At 53.9% G+C, this 25594-nt stretch carries 23 protein-coding genes and 6 pseudogenes; 13 read left to right on the top strand and 16 right to left on the bottom strand.

The window, feature by feature from the left end; translation table 11 throughout:
- Positions 1 to 101: 101 nt before the first annotated feature.
- From AC3IX1_RS14565 to AC3IX1_RS14550, 4 genes and pseudogenes are all read right to left on the bottom strand, one after another.
- Positions 102 to 2834, bottom strand: coding sequence for an EAL domain-containing protein (locus AC3IX1_RS14565; RefSeq protein WP_489384673.1), 2733 nt, complete (start codon positions 2832 to 2834; stop codon positions 102 to 104).
- A 22-nt stretch (positions 2835 to 2856) separates the two neighbouring features.
- Positions 2857 to 3927 carry a methyl-accepting chemotaxis protein gene (locus AC3IX1_RS14560; RefSeq protein ID WP_489388747.1) on the bottom strand — a complete coding sequence of 357 codons (1071 nt, stop codon included), beginning with the start codon at positions 3925 to 3927 and terminating at the stop codon, positions 2857 to 2859.
- A 165-nt stretch (positions 3928 to 4092) separates the two neighbouring features.
- Positions 4093 to 4422: pseudogene (locus tag AC3IX1_RS14555) on the bottom strand (PAS domain-containing protein); the annotation flags it as partial.
- Positions 4423 to 5214: 792 nt separating this feature from the next.
- Positions 5215 to 6774, bottom strand: a complete 1560-nt coding sequence (locus AC3IX1_RS14550; RefSeq protein WP_489384672.1) for a sensor domain-containing diguanylate cyclase — start codon at positions 6772 to 6774, stop codon at positions 5215 to 5217.
- A gap of 348 nt (positions 6775 to 7122) precedes the next feature.
- On the opposite strand from AC3IX1_RS14550, the pseudogene AC3IX1_RS14545 reads away from it, so the two are divergent.
- Positions 7123 to 7301: pseudogene (locus tag AC3IX1_RS14545) on the top strand (IS66 family transposase); the annotation flags it as partial.
- 192 nt (positions 7302 to 7493) lie between these two features.
- Positions 7494 to 7859 carry a histone-like nucleoid-structuring protein, MvaT/MvaU family gene (locus AC3IX1_RS14540; protein ID WP_489384671.1) on the top strand — a complete coding sequence of 122 codons (366 nt, stop codon included), beginning with the start codon at positions 7494 to 7496 and terminating at the stop codon, positions 7857 to 7859.
- Between the two features lie 290 nt (positions 7860 to 8149).
- On the opposite strand, the gene AC3IX1_RS14535 is transcribed toward AC3IX1_RS14540, so the two are convergent.
- The gene (locus AC3IX1_RS14535; RefSeq protein WP_489384670.1) at positions 8150 to 10396 is read right to left on the bottom strand and encodes a putative bifunctional diguanylate cyclase/phosphodiesterase; all 2247 of its coding nucleotides are present in this window, start codon (positions 10394 to 10396) and stop codon (positions 8150 to 8152) included.
- A 454-nt stretch (positions 10397 to 10850) separates the two neighbouring features.
- Positions 10851 to 11069: pseudogene (locus AC3IX1_RS14530) on the bottom strand (IS21 family transposase); the annotation flags it as partial.
- A 198-nt stretch (positions 11070 to 11267) separates the two neighbouring features.
- Between AC3IX1_RS14530 and AC3IX1_RS14525 the strand changes: the two are divergent.
- Positions 11268 to 12473 carry a tyrosine-type recombinase/integrase gene (locus AC3IX1_RS14525; protein WP_489384669.1) on the top strand — a complete coding sequence of 402 codons (1206 nt, stop codon included), beginning with the start codon at positions 11268 to 11270 and terminating at the stop codon, positions 12471 to 12473.
- Between the two features lie 149 nt (positions 12474 to 12622).
- Here the strand turns inward: AC3IX1_RS14525 and tnpC (AC3IX1_RS14520) are convergent.
- The 7 genes and pseudogenes from tnpC (AC3IX1_RS14520) to tnpA all read right to left on the bottom strand — a co-directional run.
- Positions 12623 to 13210 (bottom strand): annotated as a pseudogene (tnpC, locus tag AC3IX1_RS14520) (IS66 family transposase); the annotation flags it as partial.
- Positions 13211 to 13329: 119 nt separating this feature from the next.
- Positions 13330 to 14328, bottom strand: a complete 999-nt coding sequence (locus AC3IX1_RS14515) for a tyrosine-type recombinase/integrase (RefSeq protein WP_489384668.1) — start codon at positions 14326 to 14328, stop codon at positions 13330 to 13332.
- Positions 14321 to 15265 carry a tyrosine-type recombinase/integrase gene (locus AC3IX1_RS14510; RefSeq protein WP_489384667.1) on the bottom strand — a complete coding sequence of 315 codons (945 nt, stop codon included), beginning with the start codon at positions 15263 to 15265 and terminating at the stop codon, positions 14321 to 14323. Before AC3IX1_RS14510 ends, AC3IX1_RS14515 begins: the two co-directional genes overlap by 8 nt.
- Positions 15262 to 16488 (bottom strand): tyrosine-type recombinase/integrase, encoded by a 1227-nt coding sequence (locus AC3IX1_RS14505; RefSeq protein ID WP_489384666.1) that lies wholly within the window; start codon positions 16486 to 16488, stop codon positions 15262 to 15264. Before AC3IX1_RS14505 ends, AC3IX1_RS14510 begins: the two co-directional genes overlap by 4 nt.
- 113 nt (positions 16489 to 16601) lie before the next feature.
- Positions 16602 to 17555 (bottom strand): annotated as a pseudogene (gene tnpC, locus AC3IX1_RS14500) (IS66 family transposase); the annotation flags it as partial.
- Between the two features lie 81 nt (positions 17556 to 17636).
- The gene (gene tnpB, locus AC3IX1_RS14495) at positions 17637 to 17972 is read right to left on the bottom strand and encodes an IS66 family insertion sequence element accessory protein TnpB (RefSeq protein ID WP_150787408.1); all 336 of its coding nucleotides are present in this window, start codon (positions 17970 to 17972) and stop codon (positions 17637 to 17639) included.
- Positions 17969 to 18301, bottom strand: a complete 333-nt coding sequence (gene tnpA, locus AC3IX1_RS14490) for an IS66-like element accessory protein TnpA (RefSeq protein WP_489384665.1) — start codon at positions 18299 to 18301, stop codon at positions 17969 to 17971. The genes tnpB and tnpA overlap by 4 nt, the downstream gene beginning before the upstream one ends.
- 126 nt (positions 18302 to 18427) lie before the next feature.
- Between tnpA and AC3IX1_RS14485 the strand changes: the two genes are divergently transcribed.
- The 8 genes from AC3IX1_RS14485 to AC3IX1_RS14450 all read left to right on the top strand — a co-directional run bounded on the left by AC3IX1_RS14485 (position 18428) and on the right by AC3IX1_RS14450 (position 23430).
- Complete coding sequence (locus AC3IX1_RS14485; RefSeq protein WP_489384664.1) at positions 18428 to 18808, top strand: hypothetical protein; 381 nt, start codon at positions 18428 to 18430, stop codon at positions 18806 to 18808.
- A 263-nt stretch (positions 18809 to 19071) separates the two neighbouring features.
- The gene (locus AC3IX1_RS14480; RefSeq protein ID WP_489384663.1) at positions 19072 to 19299 is read left to right on the top strand and encodes a site-specific integrase; all 228 of its coding nucleotides are present in this window, start codon (positions 19072 to 19074) and stop codon (positions 19297 to 19299) included.
- Positions 19300 to 19424: 125 nt separating this feature from the next.
- Positions 19425 to 19820: a hypothetical protein gene (locus tag AC3IX1_RS14475; RefSeq protein WP_489384662.1), complete on the top strand. Its 396-nt coding sequence runs from the start codon at positions 19425 to 19427 to the stop codon at positions 19818 to 19820.
- 296 nt (positions 19821 to 20116) lie between these two features.
- Positions 20117 to 20473, top strand: coding sequence for a type II toxin-antitoxin system RelE/ParE family toxin (locus tag AC3IX1_RS14470; protein ID WP_489384661.1), 357 nt, complete (start codon positions 20117 to 20119; stop codon positions 20471 to 20473).
- Positions 20474 to 20477: 4 nt separating this feature from the next.
- Positions 20478 to 20807: an XRE family transcriptional regulator gene (locus tag AC3IX1_RS14465; RefSeq protein ID WP_489384660.1), complete on the top strand. Its 330-nt coding sequence runs from the start codon at positions 20478 to 20480 to the stop codon at positions 20805 to 20807.
- 504 nt (positions 20808 to 21311) lie between these two features.
- Entirely contained in the window at positions 21312 to 21704 is a 393-nt protein-coding gene (locus AC3IX1_RS14460) for a hypothetical protein (RefSeq protein WP_489384659.1), read from the top strand.
- Positions 21705 to 21776: 72 nt separating this feature from the next.
- Positions 21777 to 22109 (top strand): transposase, encoded by a 333-nt coding sequence (locus tag AC3IX1_RS14455; protein WP_489384658.1) that lies wholly within the window; start codon positions 21777 to 21779, stop codon positions 22107 to 22109.
- Between the two features lie 433 nt (positions 22110 to 22542).
- Positions 22543 to 23430 carry a helix-turn-helix transcriptional regulator gene (locus AC3IX1_RS14450; RefSeq protein WP_489384657.1) on the top strand — a complete coding sequence of 296 codons (888 nt, stop codon included), beginning with the start codon at positions 22543 to 22545 and terminating at the stop codon, positions 23428 to 23430.
- Between the two features lie 240 nt (positions 23431 to 23670).
- Here AC3IX1_RS14450 and AC3IX1_RS14445 read toward each other — a convergent pair.
- The 3 genes and pseudogenes from AC3IX1_RS14445 to AC3IX1_RS14435 all read right to left on the bottom strand — a co-directional run.
- A pseudogene (locus AC3IX1_RS14445) lies at positions 23671 to 23814 on the bottom strand (transposase domain-containing protein); the annotation flags it as partial.
- Between the two features lie 33 nt (positions 23815 to 23847).
- Entirely contained in the window at positions 23848 to 24489 is a 642-nt protein-coding gene (locus AC3IX1_RS14440; RefSeq protein ID WP_489384656.1) for a DUF1109 domain-containing protein, read from the bottom strand.
- Entirely contained in the window at positions 24486 to 25058 is a 573-nt protein-coding gene (locus tag AC3IX1_RS14435) for a sigma-70 family RNA polymerase sigma factor (RefSeq protein WP_489384655.1), read from the bottom strand. Before AC3IX1_RS14435 ends, AC3IX1_RS14440 begins: the two co-directional genes overlap by 4 nt.
- A gap of 76 nt (positions 25059 to 25134) precedes the next feature.
- Between AC3IX1_RS14435 and AC3IX1_RS14430 the strand changes: the two genes are divergently transcribed.
- Both AC3IX1_RS14430 and AC3IX1_RS14425 read left to right on the top strand, forming a co-directional pair.
- Complete coding sequence (locus AC3IX1_RS14430; RefSeq protein WP_489384654.1) at positions 25135 to 25272, top strand: hypothetical protein; 138 nt, start codon at positions 25135 to 25137, stop codon at positions 25270 to 25272.
- A 36-nt stretch (positions 25273 to 25308) separates the two neighbouring features.
- A complete protein-coding gene (locus tag AC3IX1_RS14425; RefSeq protein WP_489384653.1) occupies positions 25309 to 25581 on the top strand; it encodes a BufA1 family periplasmic bufferin-type metallophore in 273 nt (90 codons plus the stop codon).
- Positions 25582 to 25594: the final 13 nt, after the last annotated feature.

Genomic DNA, 25594 nt, shown 5'->3' with positions numbered 1-25594 from the left:
GGCTTCGATTAAGAGGGGAGGGCCGGGGCGAGCAAGGGGCTTTGCCAGAGCAAATGACGCATCGCTCACCGCTCGGGCAGGGGGGAGCAATAGAGGCAGTCTTAATCTGCGAACATGTTCTGACACCCATTTGTATTAGGTGTGTTGACGATGTGCTCGGTTTCGCCGATTGCACTTGGCGTGGCTAACAACATAGAGCCCTCACTCTCGACTTTTACAGTAGTCGTCGGTAGTAGGCGCTCGAACTCGATCAGTGGCATTGGCCGGCCAAACAAGTAGCCCTGGAAGCTCCGGCAGCCGAGCTCCTGCAGAGCAACGTACTGCTCATGACTCTCCACCCCTTCGGCAATAACCTCAAGCTGCAGACTACTGGCCAAGGCACAGATGGCTCGGACAATTGCAAGACTGTTTGAATCACCCGGCAGCTCGCGAACAAAAGACTGGTCGATCTTCAATTGATCTAGCGATAGTTGCTGCAAGTAGGCCAGCGACGAGTAACCAGTACCAAAGTCGTCGATTGAGAAACGAATTCCATAGACCTTGAGTTCACATATCCGAGTAACGGCACCTGGCAAGTCGTCAAGGAGTAGCGTTTCGGTAAGCTCAAGTTTCAGTCTGTGCGGATCTGCGCCACTTTGCTCCAAAATCTGAAGCACTCGCTCGACAAAGTTTGTCTGATAGAGGAGCCGTGCACTTAGGTTGACGGACAAACTGAGCGATGCGGTGGCCGACTGACGGCGCCACAACGCTAGCTGATGGCAAGCCTTCTGCAGCATTTGCAAATCCAGCGTCTCAATCAAGCCGGCGTGCTCAGCCACCTCAACAAAGGCAGCTGGACTAAGCAGGCCGCGTTTAGGGTGTTGCCAGCGTGCCAATACTTCAGCGCCAACCAGACGACCTGTGTCATCTAGCTGCGGTTGCAGGTAGGGGATGAACTCTTCGGACAGTAGTCCCCGCCGGATGTCCTGTTCCAGATTTAGGCGCTCGCTAACAGCCTCCTGCATGCGCGGATCGAAGAACCGCACCGTATGCTTGCCCGCAGCTTTTGCCTCGTACATCGACAGGTCAGCGCGTTGCATGAGTTCATCTATTGAGCAAGACCCGTCGTTGAACAGTGTTACGCCGATACTTGCACTGCTGCGCAGTTCTAGTCCGTCAATTTGGTAAGGTGCGGCCAGTGTCGTTAGCAGTAATGTGGTTACGTGCTCGACCTGCATGGCAGCCTGTTCTGGTTGCTTGTTGAGATGCTCAAGCAGTACTACGAACTCATCGCCGCCAAGGCGTGCCACTGTGTCACTCACCCGTACTGCGCCGTTGAGCCGTGCAGCGGCTAGGCACAAAACCTTGTCACCAATATGATGCCCATGCAGATCGTTGATGTTCTTAAACCCATCTAGGTCGAGAAACATCAGTGCTGCACACTCGCCATTACGCACACAACCATCCAACGCGTGCTGCAAGCGATCGAGGAGAAGGCTCCGATTGGGTAGGTCGGTCAGGCCATCAAAAAAGGCAAGGCGCTGGATACGCTCCTCGGCCGCCTTACGCTCGGATGTATCGTCAATTGATGCAACGTAATTGATAACTTGACCCTGGGTATTTCGCACCGCGCTGATTGACAGCCATTCGGGGAAAATTTCTCCGTTTTTACGCCGATTCCAGATTTCGCCTTGCCAGCGATCTACCGCCCTGAGCTGTTGCCACATGCTCTGATAAAACGCCAAGTTCTGACGTCCAGAGCTGAGCAGGCTGGTTCGCTGCCCAATAGCTTCCTCGCGACTATATCCGGTGATTGTGCTGAAGGCCTGATTCACTCGCAGGATGCGGTTGAACTCGTCGGTGATAATCATGCCCTGCTGAGTTTCGAAAGCGGCTGCGGCGATCCGCAATTCATGTTCGTCATCGACCCGCTGGGTTATATCGCGGGCGAGCACCACTACTGCCTGCTTGCCATTGAGTTGAATATCAAGGCGCTGGGCATGCCCCTCAAGCACCTTAATTCCGTCTACATTTTGCCGAGTGTATTCAATGAGCTGCGGATGATTGCTGGCCAGGGTCTGCCGTATGAACTCCATGAAACGCTCGGCTTCGTGTTGAGGTAATACATCGTGCACGCTTTGGCCAATACGTGCAGTCAGGGCACCACTGTGCGCCTCTTTCTTGGAAGGGGTCACCTCAAGATAGAGTCCATCTTCATCTAGCACTAATAGGGTGTCAGGGATTGCCTCGGTGATTGCGCGTAGGCGCGACTCTCTAAGTTGCAGCGCGAGCTCTGTTTGTTTGCGCTGCTCGATCTCTTTGAGCATCAAACCAAGTACAACCGTCGCAAATGGCATGACCAGCAGTAGGGGGACAGCTGTCTGTTCCAGACTGGATGCCGCTTGTGCGGCAGGCAACAACAACATATCCAAGGCCTGCATTAATAGGCCTAAAAACCAAAGCTGCCAAGGGCCGATGCTGAACTTGCCGCTTAAGCAAAAGTGCCGGTAAGACAGGCCAAGCAGTATGGATAGGCCGATCTCAGCCAGGCCAAACACCATACCGCTGCCGCCCATCCATATCCGGTAAATGCCTGCGATTACACCTGCTACACCGGCTACGAATGGCCCATTAAATAGCGCGGCCATGCTTAGAACTACGCTGCGACCATCGAAGAATATTCCGGGCTCTGGCGAGATTGGGTTTAGCATGCCAATCACGCAAGTAGCGCCAAACAACAGGCCTGACAGCATCTGTATGACTGTGTTGTGCTCGTCCCAGCGGCGCGTGATGAACGCGTGCAGCCAGCACAAAGCCAAAAGCAATGCAGCTCCATTAATTAGGTTGATAATCAAGGCGAGCCCTCCTTAGGGATAGCTACCTGTTGAACCGTTCAACCAGAGCCCGTAGACCACGAGATGTAGCCTCAAGCTCACTGCCACGAGCTACTGCTGCGTTAGCATTTTTAGCTGTTCTATCAACCGTCCCAGCGACGTTGTTGATCTGCCGAGCAATATCTTCAGCGACATGAGCCTGTTCTTCCGAGGCGGCTGCCATTTGTTGGCTCATACCACTGATGCGTTCAACCGCCTCGCGAATGCCATGAAGGGCTCCCTGCGCCTCTATAACTTGTTGTACGCCGTGATCTGCCTCGCGGATACCAAGCTTGGCAATGCTCACAGCCTCATCAGCACCCTTTTTCAGGGTTTCAATGACACTCTGAATTTGTTGGGTCGACACGCGGGTTTTACTGGCCAAGGCGCGAACTTCATCAGCGACCACAGCAAAACTTCGGCCCTGTTCACCAGCCCTGGCTGCTTCAATTGCCGCATTGAGGGCCAACAAGTTGGTTTGATCAGCAATAGATTGGATTACCCCGGCAGCGGTCATGATTTGCTGCGTTTCATTGGCGAGGTTATCCACCGCAGTGCTGATGTTTGTTACCGTACTCGCCAGAAGCTGAATTGCCTCTCTAGTGGTGTGGGCTACTTTGTCGCCTTGTTCGGCCAGTTCATTCGCTGTTTGCGCCTCGGTGGCGGTTTGTTGAACATGCCCCGCCACCTCACTGATAGAAGCCGCCATTTCGGTCATGGCGGCTGCGGTCATGTCCGTTTCGGCCCGCTGCTCCAGCAACGCATGTTCAGTTTGGTTAGAGAGCAAGGAGGAATCTGCGGCAGCTTCAGCCACTTGGCTAGCCAGATCGCTGAGCCGGGTGAGGGCGGTTTTAAGGCGCGCATCCTCACTGATCAATATCATTTCCAGCTGCGCCGAGCGACCGTATATGTCGCTGTAAGTAAGGGCACTAATCGAGTCACTGAAAGCATCTGGAGCACCTTTAATAATTCGATTGAGTTGATTTCCCTCTCGCGTATATGACCACCATCCCATGGCTAGGAAGAGCATGGCGATTATTGTTTGGGCCGGCAGGTTCGGCAGCGTGTTAACCACACCGATAGCGATCAGCGCCGCAATTGCGGGCAAGGCCAGCCTGCCAATAAAAGCGGCACAGTGGCGCCTTTTCGGAACGGCTTGTTTGCCAGCCCGCAACCGCTCATACAGTGTTTGTGCACGCTCAATCTGTTCGCGAGTCGGCTTGACCCTCACGGACTCGTAGCCTACCAGATGGCCATTTTCGAGAATGGGAGTGACGTACGCATTGACCCAGTAATAGTCGCCATTTTTGCAGCGGTTTTTTACGATTCCCATCCAGCTTTTACCGGCCTTCAGGTAGCTCCACATCATCCCAAAAACAGCAGGTGGCATGTCGGGATGGCGAACCAAATTGTGTGGGCTACCGACCAACTCCTCACGGGAGTAGCCGCTTATTTTCGTGAACTCATCATTGCAGTAGGTGATGTTACCGCTGGCATCAGTAGCTGAGATTAAGCGCTGCTGAGCGGGAAAAATTTGCTCAACAGTCGTAATCGGATGTGTTGTGCGCAAGGTCAATTCCTACAAAAAGTATGCAATATGACCATTGTGCCATCATCAGTGCTATTGCCACAATTTTAATATGGTTAACGATGGCTGTTGAAATAAATTCTGGGCAACGGCAGCCAGTAGAAACTCCTCTTATGCACCACTCAAACCTCGTAGGTGGAGACGATCCAGACACAGGATTCGTTCGAGGGGGGGCAAACAGCATTTTAACTTTCTTCCTGTCCACACGTACTGAGAGGCATTGTCGCGATCTCTCCAGCCACATCGTGATCGGTCTCTTGGATATGACGAATGAAGGGATCCGAGACATCTCCTCAGCACGAGATGATCATTCGCACAGCTGTCTAGATCATGGGAGGGCATTAGTCTAATGGAGGAGGGGGCTTGTGAGGATCAGGAAGCGGTGATTCGGGCTAGGGCACTTGGGGCTGATGCCAATCAATGGATGCGAATGATGGCCCTTGGTATTACGGAGCAAACCTACGATCAAAGTGGTGGATACGATGAGCAAGGATAAGAATGTCGGTGACGGCTAAAGTTTGGGCGAAAAGGTTAAGGCAGGCGAACGGCTAATGGAGCGTGCAAAGCAGGCACTACCTCGATACCACAAGGCGCAAGAAACGCAGCCTGCACGAGAAGTCGAAAAGCTGTGTCTTGAAGAAAAAGCGCTGTTCGCTGCTGTTGGCGAGTATTAGCGTCAAGTACTCGGCGGGCCTCAGCCTCGATTACATTGAGCGAAATCGGGGTGCAACAAAGTCACACTACCGACCCATGGCGGGCGGTTAAAAGTCTCCGCTAAGCCAAATGCAACTCAACCTGCGATAGCGAGTTGACAACAATGCTCATATTTTTTCCGCTGGCCTTGGCGGCATAGAGTGCTTTATCCGCAGACTCTATCAATACATCGGGAGAATCCTCGCGTGTAGATATGCACGTACTAACGCCAATGCTTACGGTAATGATACCTTCAGGACTGTCACAATGCTGAATTTCAGCTTGCAGTACTGCCCGCCGTATTTTTTCAGCTACAAGAAAAGCACCTTCAGAGTCGGTGTCTGGAAGCACCACGGCAAACTCTTCACCACCATAGCGGGCTGCTAGGTCGTTAGATCGCACAATGTTTTTTTGGATTATTGCGCTGAGTGTTCTTAGGCATTCGTCGCCTCGGGGGTGACCGTAATGATCGTTGTAGTTCTTAAAGTAATCCACATCGATCATGAGCAAGGAAAAGGCATTGTTATGGCGTCTTGCTCGGGCCGCTTCGGCCTTTATAAATTTGTCGAACTCGCGTCGATTAGCAAGACCTGTGAGCGCATCCTCTAGTGCCATCAGCTCCAGGGCTCGGTTCGCCTTTATAAGCCGGTTTTGAGTAATATACAACTCACCTTGCACATGCATCTGGTGTTTCATGAGTTTAACAAGCCGAAAGCCGATTGTGCCCAAAATCACTAATAGCAATGAGACCAACGCTGCACTGGGTAGCGACTCATTACGCCAGCTGGAAAGAACTTCGTCCTTTTCGTATGCGGCAAAAATAACCAGTGGGTATCCATCTACTCGACGATAGCCCACAATGCGCTCTACGCCGTCCACATGCGATCGCACGGCAGCTGTGCCAAAAGGAGCATTAGGCAACAGTTGAGTAAATAACGGAGCGTTGATGAGGCTACTGCCGATATCAGCTTCCCTGAAAGGGCGGCGCACCAAGATCTTGGCGTCTGCCGATATCAACGTAATAACTCCGTTACGGCCTACTTCGATACTATTGTATAGCTTTAGAAAATGTTTGAGATAGAGGGTGGCTGTTACCACTCCGGCGAAACTTCCATCAGGGTGATTGAACCGGCGCGAGACAGTGATGACCCAATCCCCCGTAGAACGGCTGCGTATCGAAGGCCCCATATGAGGCCCACGCTCAGGATGGTCACGGTGGAAGATGAAATACTCACGATCGGAGTTATTGGCGTTAGGTGGTAATACCCCGCGCGAATTTACAATCCAGCGACCCTTGTCGTCGTAGATAAAAAACCCGTGTAGCTGAGGCAGTTCGTTATTCTGAACTTTAAGTAGTCGCTCCATTCTCTCCAGCTGGGAGCGATTCATGCCATCCGTTTCGAGCCTTTCTACCAATCCCAAAAGAACGGTGTCAGCCTGCTTAATCGTAGCCTCAGCTTGGGAGGATAACGTTTGAGCAAGGTTCGACATCGCTATTTCTTTATCATGCAATTGATGTTGTCTTGAATTCCAACTGCCAAAAATGGCAACCGCTACCAACGACAGGCATACGGCAACGACAAAATAAATCGCATGGCGAACCTTGATCTTTCTATCATTCCGTTCAGTCATTGTAGGCATCAAGTCATCATCTACAGCCCAAAAAATGGAGAAGTATATAGATATTCGTGCCCATCAACCGAAGGTTTTATATCCAAGCTTAATGGTTGGGCTTTTATCTGCGTATGGTTTCACTACTCACTGACTACTTTTGGCCGGACTCAGCCAGTTATTTTCGGAGGCTCCGGTAGTGAAAATTGGCAATGCGGTTCTGATCGGGAGGAGGCAGGTAGTAACGTAAGGGCGCTTCTACAGTGCTGGCAACCAACCTGCGCCATGACCTGCTTGGTACCGACATCGTTGCCATCGAAGCCGAATTCGAGGCCCTGCAACCGGCCCTGGTATCATCCGAGATTCGGCGAAAAACCAAGCGCACCGCCTTACACCGCCGGCCAAGGCCGCGCCGGCGAGCACGCGCGCGATGGCAAGTTGGTCTGCGGCGATTTCGGCGACTGGGCGTGACCGAGATCGGTTGCATGGCCCACACTCGTCGCAAGTTCTTCAATTTGCATACGACCAACAAGAGCCAGATCGTAGAGCAGGCTCTGGGGTGATGCCACCCACATCCATGAAGTTGAAATGCTACTTTTTTCGCTGGCAGATGCTGACATTTATGCAGATGTGTATAACCGTCTTTCCAGCTATACGGTAAAGTATTAGGAACCCAATTCCTGTTGCCTTCACAAGGCGCTCTAGATTTTATTTTGACTTGATTATCCAATAAATCCTCGGAGGCTCCAATGTCCAAACTCGCAGAATTCCGTCAGCTCGAAAAACATCTGGCCGAGCAGCTCCAAGCTCTCGAAGCTCTCAAAGAAAACGCGGGCCTTCAGAAAGAAATCGAATTTGAAACGAAGCTACGCGCATTGCTTGCCGAATACGGTTACAGCCTGCCGAAGGTGATCAACTTGCTGGATCCTCAGGCTCGCCGTCGCGCTCCAGCCGTCGAGTCCAAAGCAGGTAGCCGTAAGCCACGCCAAGTGAAGGTCTACAAAAATCCTCACACTGGCGAAGTCGTAGAAACCAAAGGTGGCAATCACCGGACTCTGAAAGAGTGGAAAGCTGAGTACGGCTCCGACACTGTCGAGTCCTGGCTGACCAAGTGATCTTGGTTTGAGTACAAAAGGGTCTTAAGCAAGACCCTTTTTTATGCAGAGTAGTGCTTCATTGCCCCGCCTGATATCAAGGCTCTTGGAGCCATTGCCACGCTCGACTTGAACGCCGAGTCCATCAGAAAGGGAATCGAATCATTGAAGAAACCGTAAGGTAAAAACGACCAACGCCAATTACAGGCTCTGCTTGCGAAGCGATATACAGACCTCGTAAAGACAAGAGCGCTTTAACCCGAGCTCGGCATTGGCCCGTCCACCTCACGAAAGGATTCCAATGGTGTTGATCAGTATACCGGCCGAGTCCTATACAGTAAGGCTTCCAATTGTTCTACGGGTTGTGGGCGGGCGTAGAGGAATCCCTGTAGTAAGTCGACATCTAACTGACGCAATATTTGCGCTTGCTCCGCCGTTTCTACTCCTTCGGCGACAACCATTAGATCCATGCTATGACCCAAGTCCGTGACCGCGCGGACGATCGCTTGATCGATTCGGTCGTTGTCGATGTTCATCACAAAGGAGCGATCAACCTTGAGCGTATCAACTGGAAACCGCTTGAGATACGCCAACGACGAATAACCGGTACCGAAGTCATCAATCGATATGCGGGCACCGAGATCGCGTAGCGCCTGCAACGTCTCGGCGGCGGCGGCAGGGTCGCTCATCACGGCTGTTTCCGTGACTTCGAAGCCAAACTCGATTCGTGTCGGATCGAAGGCAGTGAGACTAAAAATACGCGTGACCTTCTCGATCAAATCGGACTGAATCAGCTGCCTGGCCGAAAGGTTGACCGAGACACCAAGTGGCAAACAGGTATCGCGCAGAATCCCCCACGTTTGAGCCAGTCGACAAGTCTCCTCGATGACCCAGGTGCCTATGGGGATAATCAAGCCCGTTTCTTCGGCAATTGGGATAAATTCTGCGGGTGACAGCAACCCTCTTTCTGGGTGTTGCCAGCGCAACAACGCTTCGACTGAAACCACTGCGCCACTGGCGGCGGCAATAACGGGTTGGAAATATAGGCAGAACTCGCCATTGGCGATGGCACGGTGCAGATCGCGCTCGATGCGCAGTCGGGTTGCGACCTGCATCTGCATCTGCCCATCAAACAATTGGTAGCGGGCGCGCCCACTTGTTTTGGCTTCATACATGGCAATATCAGCCGAGCCAATCAATTTTTCAGCATCATAACCCGGCTCCGCCATCGCAATCCCGATACTGGCCGCGACGAAGACCTCATCGTCTTTTAAGTGAATAACCGGTGCCAGCCCCTTCAGCAGACGCTCGGCTATAACAGCCGCATCGCGATAGGTGGTTACGTCAGGGCAAACCACCACGAATTCATCGCCGGCCAGACGTGCGACTGTGTCGGAAGGTCGCATGGTTCTCTGCAACCGTTGAGCCACAGTGATGAGTACTTGATCGCCTGCATCATGGCCAAAGCTGTCGTTAATTCGTTTGAAATGATCCAGATCGATAAACAACACAGCAAGGCCAGTATTGGACGCATCTCTTCGGGATAAGCATTGGCGCAGCCGATCCAGCACCAACGTCCGATTAGGAAGACCAGTTAACGAATCGTGCAGAGCCCGGTGCTCAAGGTCTTCTTCAACCTCGATTCGTGCAGTGATATCGTGAGCGAAGGCAAAGAGGCTCCATTCATGATTCTCTTTGAACGACCAGAGAGTAATTTCTATAGGAAATTCCCGCCCACCCCGGTGCATGGCTGGCAGCTCAAGTCGCTGCCCCTTGGCCAAGGCCTTGCCATGACTAACTAGGCGCGCCAATCCTCGTCGATGCGCTTTGCGGTGGTGGATAGGGGCTATGATGTCAGAGACCACGTGCCCTACTACCTCTGCCGAAGACCAGCCAAAGATTTTTTCTGACGCCTTGTTCCAGGCGGTAATAACTCCTACGGCGTTGATGGCGATAAAGGCGTACCCGGCACTGTCGATGATCTGACGACTGCGCTGCTCACTGGCTTGCAGCGTGGATTGTGCTGCTTCGCGCTCGAATACTCGCCCCACTTGGACGCCGACCTGCGTCATGATCTCCAGCAGTTCAGGTGTTAGCTGCTGCGGGGTCGGAGTATAAAACTCCAGCACCGCAGTAATGCGGTAACCGGAATGCACCGGCAAAGCAAATCCAGCGGCGAGGCCTGCTTGCATAGCAGAGGTGCGACGGAGAAAGGTGACTTCTGTCCTCGCATCACTCATTCCCAGAGGGCGACCTTCAGCCAAGACCCGCCCCGGCAGCCCTATCCCCGAGGCAAAACATTGCTCTTCAGTAGCTTGACGGAAAGCTCCAAGGGCACCGTCCGAAAAGCGTTCATCGACATGCCAAATGCCAGTCGAATGGAGGCTATCCTCCCGAAGTTTGAGTGCGTGCCCCACGGGCCAACCGGTGATCCGGCAAATGCTCTGCAAGACCAAGAGCAGCGCAGCATCTACACTAATGGCCTCATTGGCCGCTGTGGCGACCTCTTTTAGCAGTTGAATGTACGTTGTGGCGGGATTGTCAGAGCTACGCTGCATTACGACACCTATCTGTAATGTTCTTTTCTCAATTGCCCGGCACGCATTCAGCGCGATTCCCGGCTCATATCAGCGGCAACTCAACGCCCGCTAGTTTTCGTGAGCTGAACCTCACGGGAGTATCATCAGGAGCAGCCCTACATTCACGAGCAATTTTTTATTGGTACAACGCTGATGATCCTCCCAAACTCCTGGGCGCAAATCAGTGATTCCACTATGCCATCACTCGTGGCTCTTCCGCCACGCAAGATGCACCGTAAGCCTAGGTTTTTAAGAGGTATCGTTACAGGCACGGCAACTTGACCATGGCAGCCATCCGCTGAAGCCTCAGGGTACTGGCCAGTTCTTACTGTCATAGGCTCGGAGTAATGCTTCGAAGCAGTTTTCTCGCAGTTCACTGGCGTGAAGAATTAAATACTGCCCATGCGGTGACATTCGGGCAAAAAGCACTTAACGAATCGGCCTTGAGCACCTGCTCCAGTGTCTCGTGAAATGGACGGAGTTTGTTGAAGGCTGCGCACTGCTGGTGCCCCGGCTGAGTTGCTTCGGGCGCTCTGACCCATTTTCGGATGGTGTTTCTCGACAGTCAGGTACGCTTGGCCATCTGATGCAGCGACAGCTTGTCGCGAAAATACATCCGCCGAATTTTGCCAATCATTTCCCACCCTGACATTACCCTCTGAGTCAGGCTAAGACAGCCCCCGCCATATTCACAAATAATCTACTGATTTCATTGATGAAATCAGTCCAGGTCGCGACAATCTGAGACATCCGAAGACAAGCTGAGCCACGCGATCTGTGTACATGGCCGCGTACACAAAACAGCATTTCGGAACCCCCAGAAAATTATGTACGCAGTCCGGAGAAGCCCATGGCGATCTCAGACACCTGGCTGAAAGCCCATAGCGGCAAACCCCACGCCACACGCGAACAGAAGGCCGACCGCGAGGCCTTAAGTGTGCGCGTGACGCCCAAGGGCAAGATCACCTTTCAGCTGCGCTTTCGCTATGACGGTCGTCCCTGCCGTCTTGATCTCGGCACGTATCCGTTGATGTCGCTCAAGGATGCGCGCGTAGAAACGCAGCGCCTGCGCGCCCAGCTGGAGCAGGGGTATGACCCTCGGGTGGTGAAGCAGTTGGAGAAGCAGGCGATCCTCCAGGCCGACTCCGTAGAGTCCCTGTTCCGCCAGTGGTACGCGGCGTACTGCAAAGGCAACAAGAAGGGGCATCACGAAATCCTGCGCTCCTTCGAAATTCATGTGTTCCCGAAAATCGGCAAGCTCCCGGCTGGGAAAGTCACCCTGCACGAATGGCTGGCGCTTCTTGAAGGGCAGGCCAAAGCACGGCCCGGTATTGCCGAACGCATCCTGGTCAATGCCAAGCAGATGCTGAAATGGGGTGTGAAGCGCCAGCTGATCCCCGCGCACCCGCTATCGGAAATCAACGCCAGGGATGACTTGCAGATCAAAAAGGTCGCCGGGTCGCGCTCCTTTTCCGACGAGGAAATCAGGCTGGTGTGGAAAGCCATGGAGCAATCGCGCATGGCGACCAAGAACAAGCTTTTCCTGAAGCTTTGTCTTATCTATGGATGCCGCAACAGCGAGCTGCGCCTCAGCGAAAAAAGCCATTTCGACTTTGCCAGGAAGATCTGGACGGTGCCTATCGAGAACCACAAGCTGGGTAAGGCATCAGGCAAGCCGCTTCTGCGCCCGATCACCCCGGAGATCGAAGCGCTTATCAAACAGGCCATGGCGCTCAGTTCCGAGGGCAAGCACCTGTTCACGAACAGTGGAACGGCCAAGCCGATGGGAATAGGGGCTCCCTTGCAGTTGCCCTACAACATCATGCAGTGGCTGCGGCGGCATGAGAAATACGAAATGCAGCATTGGTCGGTTCACGATTTGCGCAAGACTGCGCGCACGAATTTCTCGACCCTGACCGAGCCCCATATCGCCGAAATCATGCTCGGCCACAAGCTGCCGGGCAGCTGGCAGGTCTACGATCAGTACGACTATCTGGCCGAGCAGAAAGAGGCCTACAGCGCTTGGTGCCAGCGTCTCGAAAGCCTGACCGCATAGCCGCTGAAATCAAAGGGCGGAGTCTTGTTATGATCTCTTTTATTGCGAAGTTATATGCTAGAGCTAAAATTATTCTTCTTTAATTCGTTATTTGGAATGTTGATTTAGCAATATCTTCCGTAAGCGTCCGCCCAACACACCTTGCGTGATTAAACGGACACCCACCTGTGCGGCAACAGCTCGGTAATCTCACTCGCCCGCTGCGTCGGCAGGCGTGTAAGAACATCCTTCAAATAAGCATACGGATCATGCCCGTTGAGCCGCGCCGACTGGATCAAACTCATGATCGCTGCGGCACGTTTACCACTGCGTAACGAGCCTGCGAACAGCCAGTTCGAGCGACCAAGAGCCCACGGCCGAATTTGATTCTCGCACCAGTTATTATCGATGGGTACAGCACCGTCATCGAGATAGCGCGTTAGCGCTATCCAGCGTTTGAGGCTGTAATCCAACGCCTTGGCGATGGCCGATCCCTCAGGCACAAGCTGCCTCTGGGCGATCATCCAGGTATGAAGTGCATCGATGATCGGCCCTGCTTTTTCCTGCCGTATTCGCTGTCGGACACCCGGTTCCAGATCGCGGACTTCTCGTTCAACTTCGTACAAGGCCGCGATGTAGTGCAGCGCTTTTTCGGCGATCTGGCTTTTGTTGGTCGCGTGCAAGTCGAAGAACTTGCGGCGGGCATGGGCCATGCAGCCGATCTCCGTGACGCCCAGTTCAAAGCCTGCCTTGTAGCCACCATTATGTGTTGCAACACATAATTGCGGTTATGTTGCGGTCTGAGTTATGTTGCGGTGGTAAGAGGCGCCGCCTCCCAATCGGGAGTTCGGCGCAAAAAGTGGCACATAAATTCATGTTACAGCCCTCGCATGAACGCCATGAGAGATGCTGAACTCGGTCGCAGGCGCACAGCCTCAGGCACATTTGTGACGTCCAAACATGCAAGCGCCTTGGCCTTCATTTCGAGATCGACTTCCGCGTAGATGTGGGTTGTGTCCAAGGAGACATGCCCCAGCCAGGCCCGAATTGTATTGATATCGACCCCGGCTCTTAACAGGTGAACGGCGGTCGTGTGTCGAATAGTGTGCGGGCTGATGCGCCTGCCTTGCATGGAATCAACCCACTTGCCGGCTGCTCGTCCATACACCGACACAACGCGATGGATGCCGAATCGAGTCATGGGATTCCCGGCACGACCTATGAATACGCGATCCTCTGTTCTGCGTTCGACGATGAGTGCCCGCAGCGCTGTAGCTGTTACTGACCACAGGGGGCAGACGCGCCATTTGTTTCCCTTACCCAGAATGCGCACGGAGGGTGAAGTCCCAAGTTGCAAATTACCAACGCTGAGGCAGGCAGCTTCGTCAGCGCGGGCGCCGGTGTTGTATAGGAACAGCAAAATCGCATAGTCCCGTGCACCCTGGCTCGTAGCCCGATTAGGTGCCCGGAGCAGAGCCTCCACTTCTGGCTTGTCGAGGTAGTGGATGACTGCCTGGGTAGTTTTTTTGAACGGGATAGAACGGATCTCTGTGCACCACGCCAAATGCTCTGGCGATCGCATAGCAATGAAACGCCCTAATGAATGAATCGCGCAGAGCCGCTGGTTGCGCGTGACGATGCCACAACCGCGCTCGTGTTCGACGTGTTCAAGGAATGCGCGCACGATGGCGGGCGATATGTCGAGCACCGTTAAATGGTCGATTGCCACCGAGGCTCGTCGACTGACAAATGGAAGCAGGAGCGTCAGCGTGTCGCGGTAACTGATCTGGGTGTTGTGGGATAGGTTGCGCTCGGCGACCAGATACTCCAACAAGAAGCGACGTACCCATGCCCCGAGGCGATTGCGGTCAATCATGATCAATCTCCTGGCCTGAATAAATGGCAAATCGGCGACTCGCTTCGTGCAACAGTTCGGGAGTCATATGCAAATAGCGCTGGGTCGACCTTATGTCGACATGCCCCAAATACGTTGCCAATTGCGGCAATAGCCGCTGTACATCCTTACCGGCGCGATACCATCCCAGTACACGATGAACGGCGGCTGTATGCCGCAGATCATGGAGGCGCGGTGGCCGTAGCTCGCCAGTTGGGCGAGCAATACCTGCCGCCAAACGAACACGTTGGAACACAGTTATGACGTATTGGTAGTTCAGGCGATGGCCAGTACGAGTGCACAGCAGGGCAGAGTCTTGGCCCAGTGGAAGTGCCAGCGCGCAACGTTGTCCTAGATAGACTCGCAGTTTCGATGCCAGCCTGGGCCCAATCGGCACCAGTCTTGTCTTATAGAACTTCGTGTCACGAACGGTGATGATTCGCTGCTCGAGGTCGACGTCACAGAGATTTAGTCTGATCGCCTCTCCGACGCGCAACCCTGCACCGTAAAGGATCAGCAGGAGGGTTCTGTATGTCGCAGCTTGAAGGCGACTGAGCGAGGTACTCAGTATGACGGTGGCATCTAACAAGTGCTGTATTTCTGCGGTGGCATAGACATAGGGAGTCTGTGCCGGTGGAAACTGTGGTGGTCGTTCCGGCAGGGGCGAGATCGTTGTGTGACCACGTGCGATTGCGAAGCGATAAAAGCTAACAAGTAATCCTCGCTTCGTCTTCCACGTAGCGCTTAGCTCACCGTGCCCATGCAGAAATGCGGCTACTGCCTCTGGAGTAACTTCGGGCAGCGGCAGGTTTCCAGTCTCACGTGCAAACTGACGTAGTACTCTGGCACTGCTATTCAGGCCCACGCCTTGGGCACGACGGACAGCCACGTAGGCATTGACTACGTCCAAGGTTCTCATAGCAGGTCTCCCAGGTCGAAGTCACCGACTTCACGTAACGAGACCAGATCAACCTTGGTGTACGTCATTGTCGCCGACGTGCTGCGGTGGCCCAGGTGGTCGCCAATCTCCTTGAGGCTCAGCCCATTGGCGAGCAGCCTGGCCGCGCATGCATGTCGCAGCGCGTGCGGCCCCAAATGTGCGACTTGTATGTTGAGCAGACGCAATCTGCCGCTGACGATGTTGTATAGGCCAGCAGCGGAGATGGGGACTCGCGGCGCCCGAGTTCGGATGAATATCTCAGGGTGCAGTACCTTCGGACGCACTGTGTCGACGTATTGCGCTAATGCCTCAGCCACTGTGAACGCCAATGGATAAACCTGTGGCTGACGGCGCTTCAATCGCCAAATATGCAATTGGCCAGCAGCCCAGTCGATCTGATCCAACCGGAGTGCGGCAACTTCTCCCCGGCGTAAACCGTAGACGGCGAGAAGCATCAGGATGGCTCGGTCGCGCACATCGCGTTCAGAGCTTGAATTTGTAGTTGCGAGTACTCGCTGAACATCCTCCCAGCTCAGTGCATAGGGAAGTGACTCTAGGGCGTAATGTCGCGGGGCGCGGATCGAGTCGGCCAATGTACTGCTGCATGCTCCCTGCGTTGCCGCGTAGCGCAGGAATACCCGCAACATTGTTGCGACGTGCCCTGCCGAAATTCGCGACCACCGTTGCGCACCGTAGGTGATGAAGTAGGCATCAATATCCTCGGGGCTAAGCGTCGAAAATCTGCGGCCTGTGTTGAAGCACCAGCGCAAAAAGGTTGCCGTTCGACTGCGCCATTGACTGATGGTACATGGTGTCAACCCGCGTTCATCCCGCATCCACGAGACGAAAAGCTCAAGATTCTCCTCGAATGGAATTGGCTCCGCCGTTGGCTCTTGCCACCAGCCCAGGAACTTAAACCAAGGTCTTGCGGTGTTTATCAACGTCGTAGCAGTTGCAGGAGAATTGGCCGGCAATGGCCCTTCGTGAATGATCTGGCGCAGCCGTGACGAATTGATTGCATTGAGGTCGCTTGGCTGCACCCGTTCGGCGATCCAAAGCAAGCAGCACGCCTTCAAGTAAAGGGAGGCATGCGTACAGCCCTGCTCAGCACAGTGCTGTAGATATCGCTCGCGTTCAGCGGCCAGCGATCCCACACGATGGCGTTTACAGGCAGCGTTTGAAGAATAGATATTCTCGAACATGGCAGACACTCCAGGTGATGAGGGTCTACCAAGGCGCTGCAACTTATGTTGCGTCAATCACCTATCGACAACAGAGAAACTGCCTATTCGCCCGGTCGGGATCACATAACTCAGGCCGCAACATAACCGGCAAAGTCATCGCAGACCAGCTTGCCGTTCCAGTGGCCAAGGAAGTTTCGGGCATGTTCGCCAGCACGGCTCGGACTGAAGTCATAAACGACTGCAGCCAGATCGGAGAACTGGCTGGTGGCATAGGCCCAGATATAAGCGCGATGAGTTTTCTTCGCGCCAGGCGTCAGCATTTGTACAGGGGTCTCGTCGGCGTGGACGACGCCGTGCGTCAGCACGGCTTCGCGCAGCGCATCAACCAGCGGCTGTAATTGCACGCCGCAGTTGCCCACCCATTGCGCCAAGGTCGAGCGAGCAATCGGCAGTCCGGCGCGGCCGAAGATTTTCTCCTGCCGATACAGCGGCAGATGGTCGGCAAACTTGGCCACCATGACGTGGGCCAGCAGGCCCGCCGTCGGGATGCCTTTGTCGATGACGTGCGCCGGTACCGGCGCCTGGATCAGTGTTTCGCACTGCTCGCAGGCCCATTTTCCACGGATATGGCGCTCGACAGTGAAGACGCCCGGTGTGTAGTCGAGCTTTTCGCTGGCATCTTCGCCGATACGCTTGAGGGCGCAGCCGCATTGGCAGTGGCTGTTTTCCGGTTCGTGATGGATTAGCGTGCGAGGGAACTGCGGTGGCAGCGCAGCGCGCTTGGGCTGCTGGCGCATTTTGGCTTCGACAGACACGGGTTGCAGTGCTTCAAGCTCAGCTTCGATGGCGGCGATATCGGTGTCGATCAAGTCGTCGAGCAAGCTGGCTTGATCCGGACTTAGCTGCTCGCTGCGCTTGGCAAACTTGAAGCGTTTGAGCAGCGCGATCTCGTGGGCCAGCTTCTCGTTGACCGACTTGTGATGAGTGATTTGCTTGTCCATCGTCTCGACGCGCTGGATCAACTGCGCCGCCAAGGCACGCAGTTCTTCAGGGTTTAATTGATCGAGATTCGGATGCGAAGTCATGCCGCCGATTTTGCCAGAGAGGGCACATGGCTGCGACAGACTGATGGGCCAATTGCGCTGGCAAGCGCGCCATTGCAGGTGTTAAAGCATCGAGATGATTCCGCCTGCACCGACGCGCTGCCAAGGTAAACCGAGCACCAGAGCCTGAAGTTGCTCGGCATCCAACTCAACTTCGGAGCCGTGTCGCACACCCGGCCAGAAGAAGCGTCCTTGATTCAAACGCCGGGCGGCAAGCCAAATCCCCACGCCGTCATGCACCAGCACTTTCATGCGATTGGCGCGGCGGTTGGCGAACAGATAGGCACAGTGCGGCTTCGCCGCACCGAACACCGCGACAACTCGCGCCAGCGCGGTTTCAGTGCCGGCCCGCATGTCCATGGGCTCGGTGGCGAGCCAGATGGAGTCGATGCGGATCATCGCAGCAGGTCTCGCAGGAAAGCAGAACACGCCGCTGCATTTTCTGCCGGCCAACTCACAACAACTACGCCTTTTGAATGAGGCACTTCGATCCTGATCGAGGCAGGAAGGACTTGATGCACCGCTGGCGCTGGCGATGCCTTGACCGGGATGAAGGCGGTTTGCAGCGCCAGAGTTTTCTGCACATGCACCCGAATCCATTTATGGACTAGGTTGGCGTTGAGGTTGTGGGTCAAAGCGACATTGGCAATCGAGGTGTCAGGCTGCGCACATTCGGCAATGACTTGGGCCTTGAAGGACTTGGAATAGGAACGACGTTCTTGTGGCATGGGCGTCCGCTTAAAAAGGCTAAAAAATGGTGTCCACTTAAATTAGGTGGACACCATCGCCTTAAGCGATGGCATCAGGAAGGTGTGTTGCCCGGACGGTTACTATCTTCCCGCAGGAGATAGCTCATGGCCTCAAATAACTCTCTGAAAGTCATATTTCTAAACACTTTTCTCATTGTCTGCGCGAACTCAGGGATGGCTGGGGCAGAGTCTCCCTCGTTTTTACATGACACCGAAGGATTCAGGATGGAGCCCTCCTGTGATGAATTCAGCACAATGAAGGATATGCTTGTAGAGAATTCTGAACTTCCCTCTGGAAAAAAGGCATCGAACGATAAGTGGGACATGGAAATATATGAAAACAAAGCCACTGGTTTATGGTCTCTGCTGTCGCGCAACAAAAACCCAGCATCCGAGTATGAAGAAAGCTGCATATTGAAAAGCGGTTACGACACATCTTACACTCAAGAAAAATGGTACAAAAAGTATTTTCAGCAGACGCCCTGAGTTTCACCATGGGGCGGCAAGGCTTCCGCGATCTGAATGCGGACTGCAAGTAAACAAGGCCATCCATACGGATGGCCTTGTTTTAAGAGTTTGTACCCAATAGAAACGCTCTGCCGCAGCAGGCCTGGGTTGTCTGATTTAAGCCACCAGCAAAATGGCGTATCGGAACCTCAAGAAAATTATGACGCAGTCCGGAGAGCTCATGGCGATCTCAGACATCTGGCTGAAAGCCTATAGCGGTAACCCTTGGCGTGGGGGCTCCCTTGCAGCTGCCCTACAACATCATGCAGTGGCTGCGGCGGCATCAGAAATACGAAATGCAGCACTGGTCGGTGCACGACCTGCGCAAGACGGCGCGCACCAATTTCTCGACCCTGACCGAACCCCATATCGCCGAAATCATGCTCGGCCACAAGCTGCCGGGCAGCTGGCAGGTTTACGACCAATACGACTATCTGGCTGAGCAGAAAGAGGCCTACAGCGCTTGGTGAAAGCGCTTGGAAAGTCTCGTCGAAAGCGGTTCAGCCACCCTACCCAAGGCTCTGGAATCGGCCTAGGATCGGGCAAGGATCGTAATTGTTTAGTGCCTTTCTTCTTCCCGCGAGAGGTGAAGATCATGACTAGCGTAAGTCTTCTGAAAATAGCTGCTCTGGGCTCTCTACTAGCCAGCAGTACCATCGCAGGCACAGCCATTGCTGATTACGACATACTCACCCGCGAGCAAAGCGCGGAAGGCCTCTTTAAAAAACCGATTTGCGATTACGATTTCCGCATTAAGAAAGGCTTATCGACTCTATTAGGTGAGCAGCCGACTGGCATCACGGCATCCAACAGCAAGTGGGATATGGAACTTTATGCGAATCCAACCCGTGGTAACTGGACATTGGTTGGAAAAAACAAAGAACCCACGACATCGAGCATTAAAAAACTCTGCACATTAGCAAGCGGGCTATCAGACAATCCGTATACGCAGGAAGTCTGGTTCAAGAAATACTTCCAGGACACGCCCTGAGCAAGCGCCGGTTCACGACCTGCGCAAGACTGCGCGCACCAATTTTTCGACCCTGACAGAGCCGCATATCGCCGAAATCATGCTCGGCCACAAGCTGCCGGGCAGCTGGCAGGTTTACGATCAGTACGACTATCTGGCCGAACAGAAAGAGGCCTACAGCGCCTGGTGCAAGCGCCTGAAAAACCTCACCGAATAACGTTCGCAAACCCTTCCAAAGGCCTCGGAATCGGCCTAGGATCGGGCAGGGGTTGAAATTATACCCTTGACGGAATATTCACTTAAGGATATATTTAATAATGGCGTGGCATATCGAATTTTGTGACGAATTTGAGCCGGAATTCGAGGTCATGGCTGAGGCGGTTCAGGACGAACTGCTGGCGCAGCTCAAGGTGCTTGAGCGATTTGGCCCGGAGTTGGGGCGACCCCACGTGGATACGCTCAACGGCTCGAAACACGCCAACATGAAGGAGCTGCGCTTCAAGGCTGACGATGGGGTCTGGCGCGTGGCCTTCGCGTTCGATCCCGAAAGGAAGGCCGTACTGCTGGTTGGCGGCGATAAGTCAGGCGGCAGCGAGAAGAAGTTCTACAAGGCTTTAATCAAGAGCGCGGATGCCCGCTTCGACCGGCACCTGGGCACATTGAAGAAAGGGTAAGGCAATGGCTAAGTCACTCGACCAGGTTATGAAAGGGCTTCCCACCGCGCGCAGGCAGAAAATCGAGCAGCGCGGCGCAGAGCTCATCCAGGAGCAGATGACCTTGCAGGAGTTACGCAAGGGGCTAAACCTTACGCAAGAGGCGATGGCCGATCTTCTCGATATAAAACAAGGAAACGTCTCCAAAGTGGAGAAACGCACCGACATGCTGATCTCCACGCTGCGTGAGTACGTCGAAGCCATGGGGGGAACGCTAGAGTTGGTAGCCCGCCTTCCAGGGCGCGCCCCCGTGAAGCTGGAAGGTTTCCGCGACCCGAATGCGGAGCATAAGTAAACAAGGCGCTCCGCGCAGACTGTCAACGCCCCTTTCTTAGCTGCGAGCGGTGAAGATCATGACTTATATAAGTCTTCTGATAATCGTTGTTTTCGGTTCCCTGCTAACCTTCAGCCCCCTATCAGGGGCCGCAGTTGAGGATACTGCCCCTGATGCAGCGGAGCGTGATTCAGAAGGCTTTTTCAAAGAGCCCAGCTGCGGTTTTCATACCAGCGTAAAAAAGTCTCTATCGATATTCTTGGGTGAAGCGCCCACTGGCATTAAATCATCAAACGAGAAATGGGATATGTAGATTTATGCCGACCCGGCAGACGGCAGTTGGACTTTACTGGGAAAAAGCAAAGATCCGAATGCAAGATCCTCTCAATTATGTCGCCTTGCAAGAGGACTGTCAGATACCCCCTACGCGCAGGAAGCTTGGTACAAAAAGTATTTTCAGGTGGCCGCACTGTAAGTTTTTCAGTGCCGTAACTTTCGGCAGAAGCAGGAAACGGGAGAAAACGCATGACCCCCACAAATCTTTTGAGACCCATGCTCTTCACTTTCCTGCTGATCTTGAGTGCGTTGTCAGGGGCTGTTGCTGAGGATACAGACCCTTATGCAGCGGAGCGCGATTCAGAGGGCTTCCTGAAAGAACCTGCGTGCGGCTTCCACACCAACGTAAAGAAGTATCTTGAGGTTCTTTCAGACGAAGCGCCAACAGGCATCAAGGCATCGAATGACAAATGGGACATGGAAATTTATGCCAACGCCCAAAGTGGAACTTGGACTTTAGTCGGAAAAAGCAAAGCCCTTGATGCGAAAAAATTCCAGCTTTGCTACATCGCACAAGGTCTACCTAATACACCCTATACGCAGGAAAAATGGTACAAAAAATATTTTCAGGCGACGCCCTGAATATCGCGATGAAGCAGGAAGGCTTTCGCGACCTGAACTCGGATTTAAAGTAAGAAAAGGCCATCCATACGGATGGCCTTTATTCTTGTAGTCCAATCATCCCCAAAAATCAGCAGGATTATCGTAAGCGTCTGGCAAAGTCACCTACCCGATCCCAACGATAAGGGCGATGTTGTCCACTTAAAAATACGTGGACACTATCGCCCTATCATCAGGATTGCCATGCGCCAAAGAACCTCTTATCCCAAACCCTTTAAAGCCCAGATCGTCCAAGAATGCCTGCAGCCTGGCGTGTCGATGGCCAGCGTGGCCCTGCGTCATGGCATTAACGCCAACCTGGTTCGAAAGTGGATACCTGCTTATCTGATCATCAGGCGCCGGCGTTGCCTGCTTTTGTTCCGATGAAACTTGCGCCCGCAACCCGGCCCGATCAGCAGATGTCGGTCAACATCGAGGTTCCTTTCGGGCAGCAAAAACTCACTGTGAAGTGGCCATCCTCAGATCCTGACGGGTGTGCTCGTTTTGTCCGTGAGCTTGCCAAGTGATCCGCATCGACGCCATCTGGCTCGCCACCGAGCCCATGGACATGCGCGCCGGCACTGAAACCGCTCTGGCGCGGATCGTGGCCGTGTTCGGGGCGGCGAAGCCGCACTGTGCTTAGTCGAACTGCTGAATGGTGAGGAAAGCGAGATTTATGCCGATGCCGCTCAAGGGTATCTAGTGGCTCGATTTACCTAAAATGAGAACGCCCTGTAGTCATATAGAATTAATCCTCGCCTTGATGGCATATTGACCATACTGCTGTGTGGGGCAGGCAAACAGGGGCGGGGCAGAGTATATGAATTCAGAGGCTTCGGCTAAAAAGCCATCGTTGTTATGGCTTGATCTCACCCATGATCATTCGGCTGAAGAGCTGATCGAGCATTTTCGCTCCGACTGCGATTGCAAACTGGTGAAGACCGCAAAGCCGACCGATTTCGACTTCGCACGAAAACCGGACATGATCTGCCTGCATTACGATTGTCCCGACATGCACGGCCTGAGCCTATTGTTGGAGATAAAACAAGCCGCACCGTCCATTCCTATTACTATGTTCACCGTGCAGCACTCCGAAGAACTGGTCATTTGGGCCATGCGCTCGCGAGTTTGGGAATACGTGGTGCTGCCTCTGACCACCACAGAGAAAAACCGCTTTCTGAATGCCTTGGCGCAGCTGTGCGAGCTGCGTCGTAATTCCATACGCGCTAACAAGGCATTGATCGAGCATGGCCCCTCCCTGCCGGATAGCATCCGCCTGACAGCCGAATACCGTAAACACAAGGCCCTAGGCAAGGTATTGCTTTACATAGACCAGCACTTTCGAGAAAGCATCGATCAGAAGGAACTGGCCAGCCGCTTTGGCATGACAGCGTTTCGCTTCAGCCGCCTGTTTAAGGAGGTGAACGGCCTGCGCTTCATGGACTACGTTCTGAACAAGCGTATGGAGTGCGCCAAAGATCTGCTCGACAACAGCCAGATGCCCATCACCAGCATTGGCTATCAGGTAGGCTTCATGGATCCTTCTTACTTCGCCCGTGCCTTCAAGCAGTTCGCCGGTTGCTCCCCCAGTAAATACCGCCAGATACGCCGTGAGCCAGCACCTGCGACCGTCGAAAAGCAGCTGGATCAGGCATTGTTAGACGTCATCGAAAGTCTGCCGCTGGCTTCTACAGGGCGTTCCTTTTGAGGCAAGTCGAGCTACTCGATAAAGTCAGCGGAATAAAAGCAGGTTGAGGAGCTGCCGTTGCTCACTGAAAACCAAATGAAAAGGTGGTTCGACCTTACCCTGCAATGCCTTGAATACCGCAATGGCGCGGATCCAGGTCTGCCACGCCACGCCATGCCTTGTCATGTCTTTCTCGCCAACTGATACAGGTGCTGCTGCGGCTGTCTCAGGGTAAGCGTCCGCCCAACACACCTTGCGTGGCTAAACAGATGCCCACTTATGCGGCAGCAGCTCGGTGATCTCACTCGCCCGCTGCGTCGGCAGGCGCGTGAGAACATCTTTTAGATAGGCATACGGATCATGTCCATTCAGCCGCGCAGACGGGATCCGGCTCATGATCGCCGCATACCCGACATAATTTCCGACTGCGGATAATTGCTACCAGCGCAGCCAGCGCTGTCCGAGTAGCGCGCCTATAACTGTGGGTACTAACATGCCTAACAAGTACCAGGCTCCCCAAAATGGAACTTCCATTTCAGGGCAATGCAGACAATACGCAAGGGTTGCCATCGCACCTGCCAGCAGCCCGCCGCATGCCCCGGTCAATGTCAGGCAGGTGGGTGCCAGGCCGCGTAGCGCCCAGAAAACAGCAATGAATCCCGGAATTGACAACAAGGTAATGTTCAATGCGCACACCCGCCAAGTCTTGCCGAGAATGACCGCGACGCGCACATCGGGTGCGGAGCCCATGAGGACATAAATGGCACCAGCCCATACTGCAGCGACTGCAGCAAAGATCAGTAGCTTTCCGGAACCGGGGGTTTTTCCAGGTACCGCCAATCGCATAACCACACTCAGCGCACCAATCATCAAGCACAGCGGGAAGGCGATCTTGGCCCAGAAGATCGGCGTTGTCGCCACAGTGGAAAGATCTGAACGAACGCCCAGTATGACCATCACCAACAAAGTGGCAGTCACCAGGCTGACCAGCACCGCAACACCGAAACGCTTGGCGAGCGCATACTGATCAACCGGGATGGCCCCTGATGCGAGCATGGTAATGAAGTCATCAGTTTTCATCGTGTACCTCTAATCTTCGCCGCCAACGCTTTAAGCCCGCGATGTACGCCTATCTTTACGGCTGACTCGGATAGTCCGGTTATCAGCGCGGTTTCAGTGACTGACAATCCTTCAAGCTTCACATGGACGATGGGCAGACGCTGACGCTCGGGTAATTGCTCCAGTAATTTGCCGAGGTCGCGACTGGCCTGTGCCGGTTCAAGGTAGGGCTCGGCAAACAGCTCTGCCGCATTGTCGAGGGAGTTGTTGAACACCTCATGGCGTGACCTGCCTCGAAAAAAATCCGTGAGCTTGTAGCGCGCAATAGCAAAAACCCACGCCGTCAGTGGCTGATCTTCCTGGTAGGTGTGGCGACCGTTATGAACGGCCAGCAAGACCTCTTGCAGCAAATCCTCGACTTCACCTGGTTGTCGTTGAAGTCTCGCTCGCAGAAAGCCGCGTATGTGACCACTTAATTCCGACAGGAATACACGGTAAGCCTGTTCGTCTCCCTTTAAACCGGCGAGGAACAGGCTCTGAAGATGCATCTCCCGGCTGCGCAATGCGTCGTTATGTGTAGTTCGTTCCATCGCCCGCTCTAGTTACACGAAGGGAAAAAATATTCCGTACCGACATGACGCCAGCGCTAATGACGGGCAGCGGATCATGCTTGCACTCAAGGGCATAGGGCAACCAGCGGCGTTATTTTGCGATTCTGAAAAATATTTTGCGATGGCTGTAACTGGATATGAAATCTCAGCGAACTACTTTTCGGATCGCAAGCACAGCGCACTCCTGCACTGATGCGACGCCCCCTCATCATGACCCCGGAGTACAACCATGAACAATCTGAAACTCGCCGCTCTCGCCGTTGCGTTCTCTTCTTTCGCAGCAGGTGCTATCGCTGCCGAGGCCCCAGCTGCAGCCGGCGCCATGGAAAAATGTTACGGCGTCGCCAAGGCCGGTCAGAACGATTGCAAAGCCGGTGCAGGCACCACCTGTGCAGGCACCGCTAAAATGGACTATCAGGCTAACGCCTGGAAAAACGTCCCGGTAGGGACTTGCACTTCCATCAAGACCCCAAAAGGCATGGGCACTTTGGCACCGAAGTAACTTCCATACCACG

This window comes from Pseudomonas sp. KH_046_2, from assembly GCF_057838985.1.
Note: the sequence above shows the minus strand (reverse complement) of the source record. Positions and strands in the feature narration are given on the sequence as shown.

Coding starts and splice junctions, on each gene's coding strand:
- AC3IX1_RS14550 (WP_489384672.1), bottom strand. CDS start 6,774: ATGCCTACAATGACTGAACGGAATGATAGAAAGATCAAGGTTCGCCAT.
- AC3IX1_RS14540 (WP_489384671.1), top strand. CDS start 7,494: ATGTCCAAACTCGCAGAATTCCGTCAGCTCGAAAAACATCTGGCCGAG.
- AC3IX1_RS14535 (WP_489384670.1), bottom strand. CDS start 10,396: ATGCAGCGTAGCTCTGACAATCCCGCCACAACGTACATTCAACTGCTA.
- AC3IX1_RS14525 (WP_489384669.1), top strand. CDS start 11,268: ATGGCGATCTCAGACACCTGGCTGAAAGCCCATAGCGGCAAACCCCAC.
- AC3IX1_RS14515 (WP_489384668.1), bottom strand. CDS start 14,328: ATGATTGACCGCAATCGCCTCGGGGCATGGGTACGTCGCTTCTTGTTG.
- AC3IX1_RS14510 (WP_489384667.1), bottom strand. CDS start 15,265: ATGAGAACCTTGGACGTAGTCAATGCCTACGTGGCTGTCCGTCGTGCC.
- AC3IX1_RS14505 (WP_489384666.1), bottom strand. CDS start 16,488: ATGTTCGAGAATATCTATTCTTCAAACGCTGCCTGTAAACGCCATCGT.
- tnpB (WP_150787408.1), bottom strand. CDS start 17,972: ATGATCCGCATCGACTCCATCTGGCTCGCCACCGAGCCCATGGACATG.
- tnpA (WP_489384665.1), bottom strand. CDS start 18,301: ATGCCACAAGAACGTCGTTCCTATTCCAAGTCCTTCAAGGCCCAAGTC.
- AC3IX1_RS14485 (WP_489384664.1), top strand. CDS start 18,428: ATGGCCTCAAATAACTCTCTGAAAGTCATATTTCTAAACACTTTTCTC.
- AC3IX1_RS14475 (WP_489384662.1), top strand. CDS start 19,425: ATGACTAGCGTAAGTCTTCTGAAAATAGCTGCTCTGGGCTCTCTACTA.
- AC3IX1_RS14470 (WP_489384661.1), top strand. CDS start 20,117: ATGGCGTGGCATATCGAATTTTGTGACGAATTTGAGCCGGAATTCGAG.
- AC3IX1_RS14465 (WP_489384660.1), top strand. CDS start 20,478: ATGGCTAAGTCACTCGACCAGGTTATGAAAGGGCTTCCCACCGCGCGC.
- AC3IX1_RS14460 (WP_489384659.1), top strand. CDS start 21,312: ATGACCCCCACAAATCTTTTGAGACCCATGCTCTTCACTTTCCTGCTG.
- AC3IX1_RS14455 (WP_489384658.1), top strand. CDS start 21,777: ATGGCCTTTATTCTTGTAGTCCAATCATCCCCAAAAATCAGCAGGATT.
- AC3IX1_RS14450 (WP_489384657.1), top strand. CDS start 22,543: ATGAATTCAGAGGCTTCGGCTAAAAAGCCATCGTTGTTATGGCTTGAT.
- AC3IX1_RS14440 (WP_489384656.1), bottom strand. CDS start 24,489: ATGAAAACTGATGACTTCATTACCATGCTCGCATCAGGGGCCATCCCG.
- AC3IX1_RS14435 (WP_489384655.1), bottom strand. CDS start 25,058: ATGGAACGAACTACACATAACGACGCATTGCGCAGCCGGGAGATGCAT.
- AC3IX1_RS14430 (WP_489384654.1), top strand. CDS start 25,135: ATGCTTGCACTCAAGGGCATAGGGCAACCAGCGGCGTTATTTTGCGAT.
- AC3IX1_RS14425 (WP_489384653.1), top strand. CDS start 25,309: ATGAACAATCTGAAACTCGCCGCTCTCGCCGTTGCGTTCTCTTCTTTC.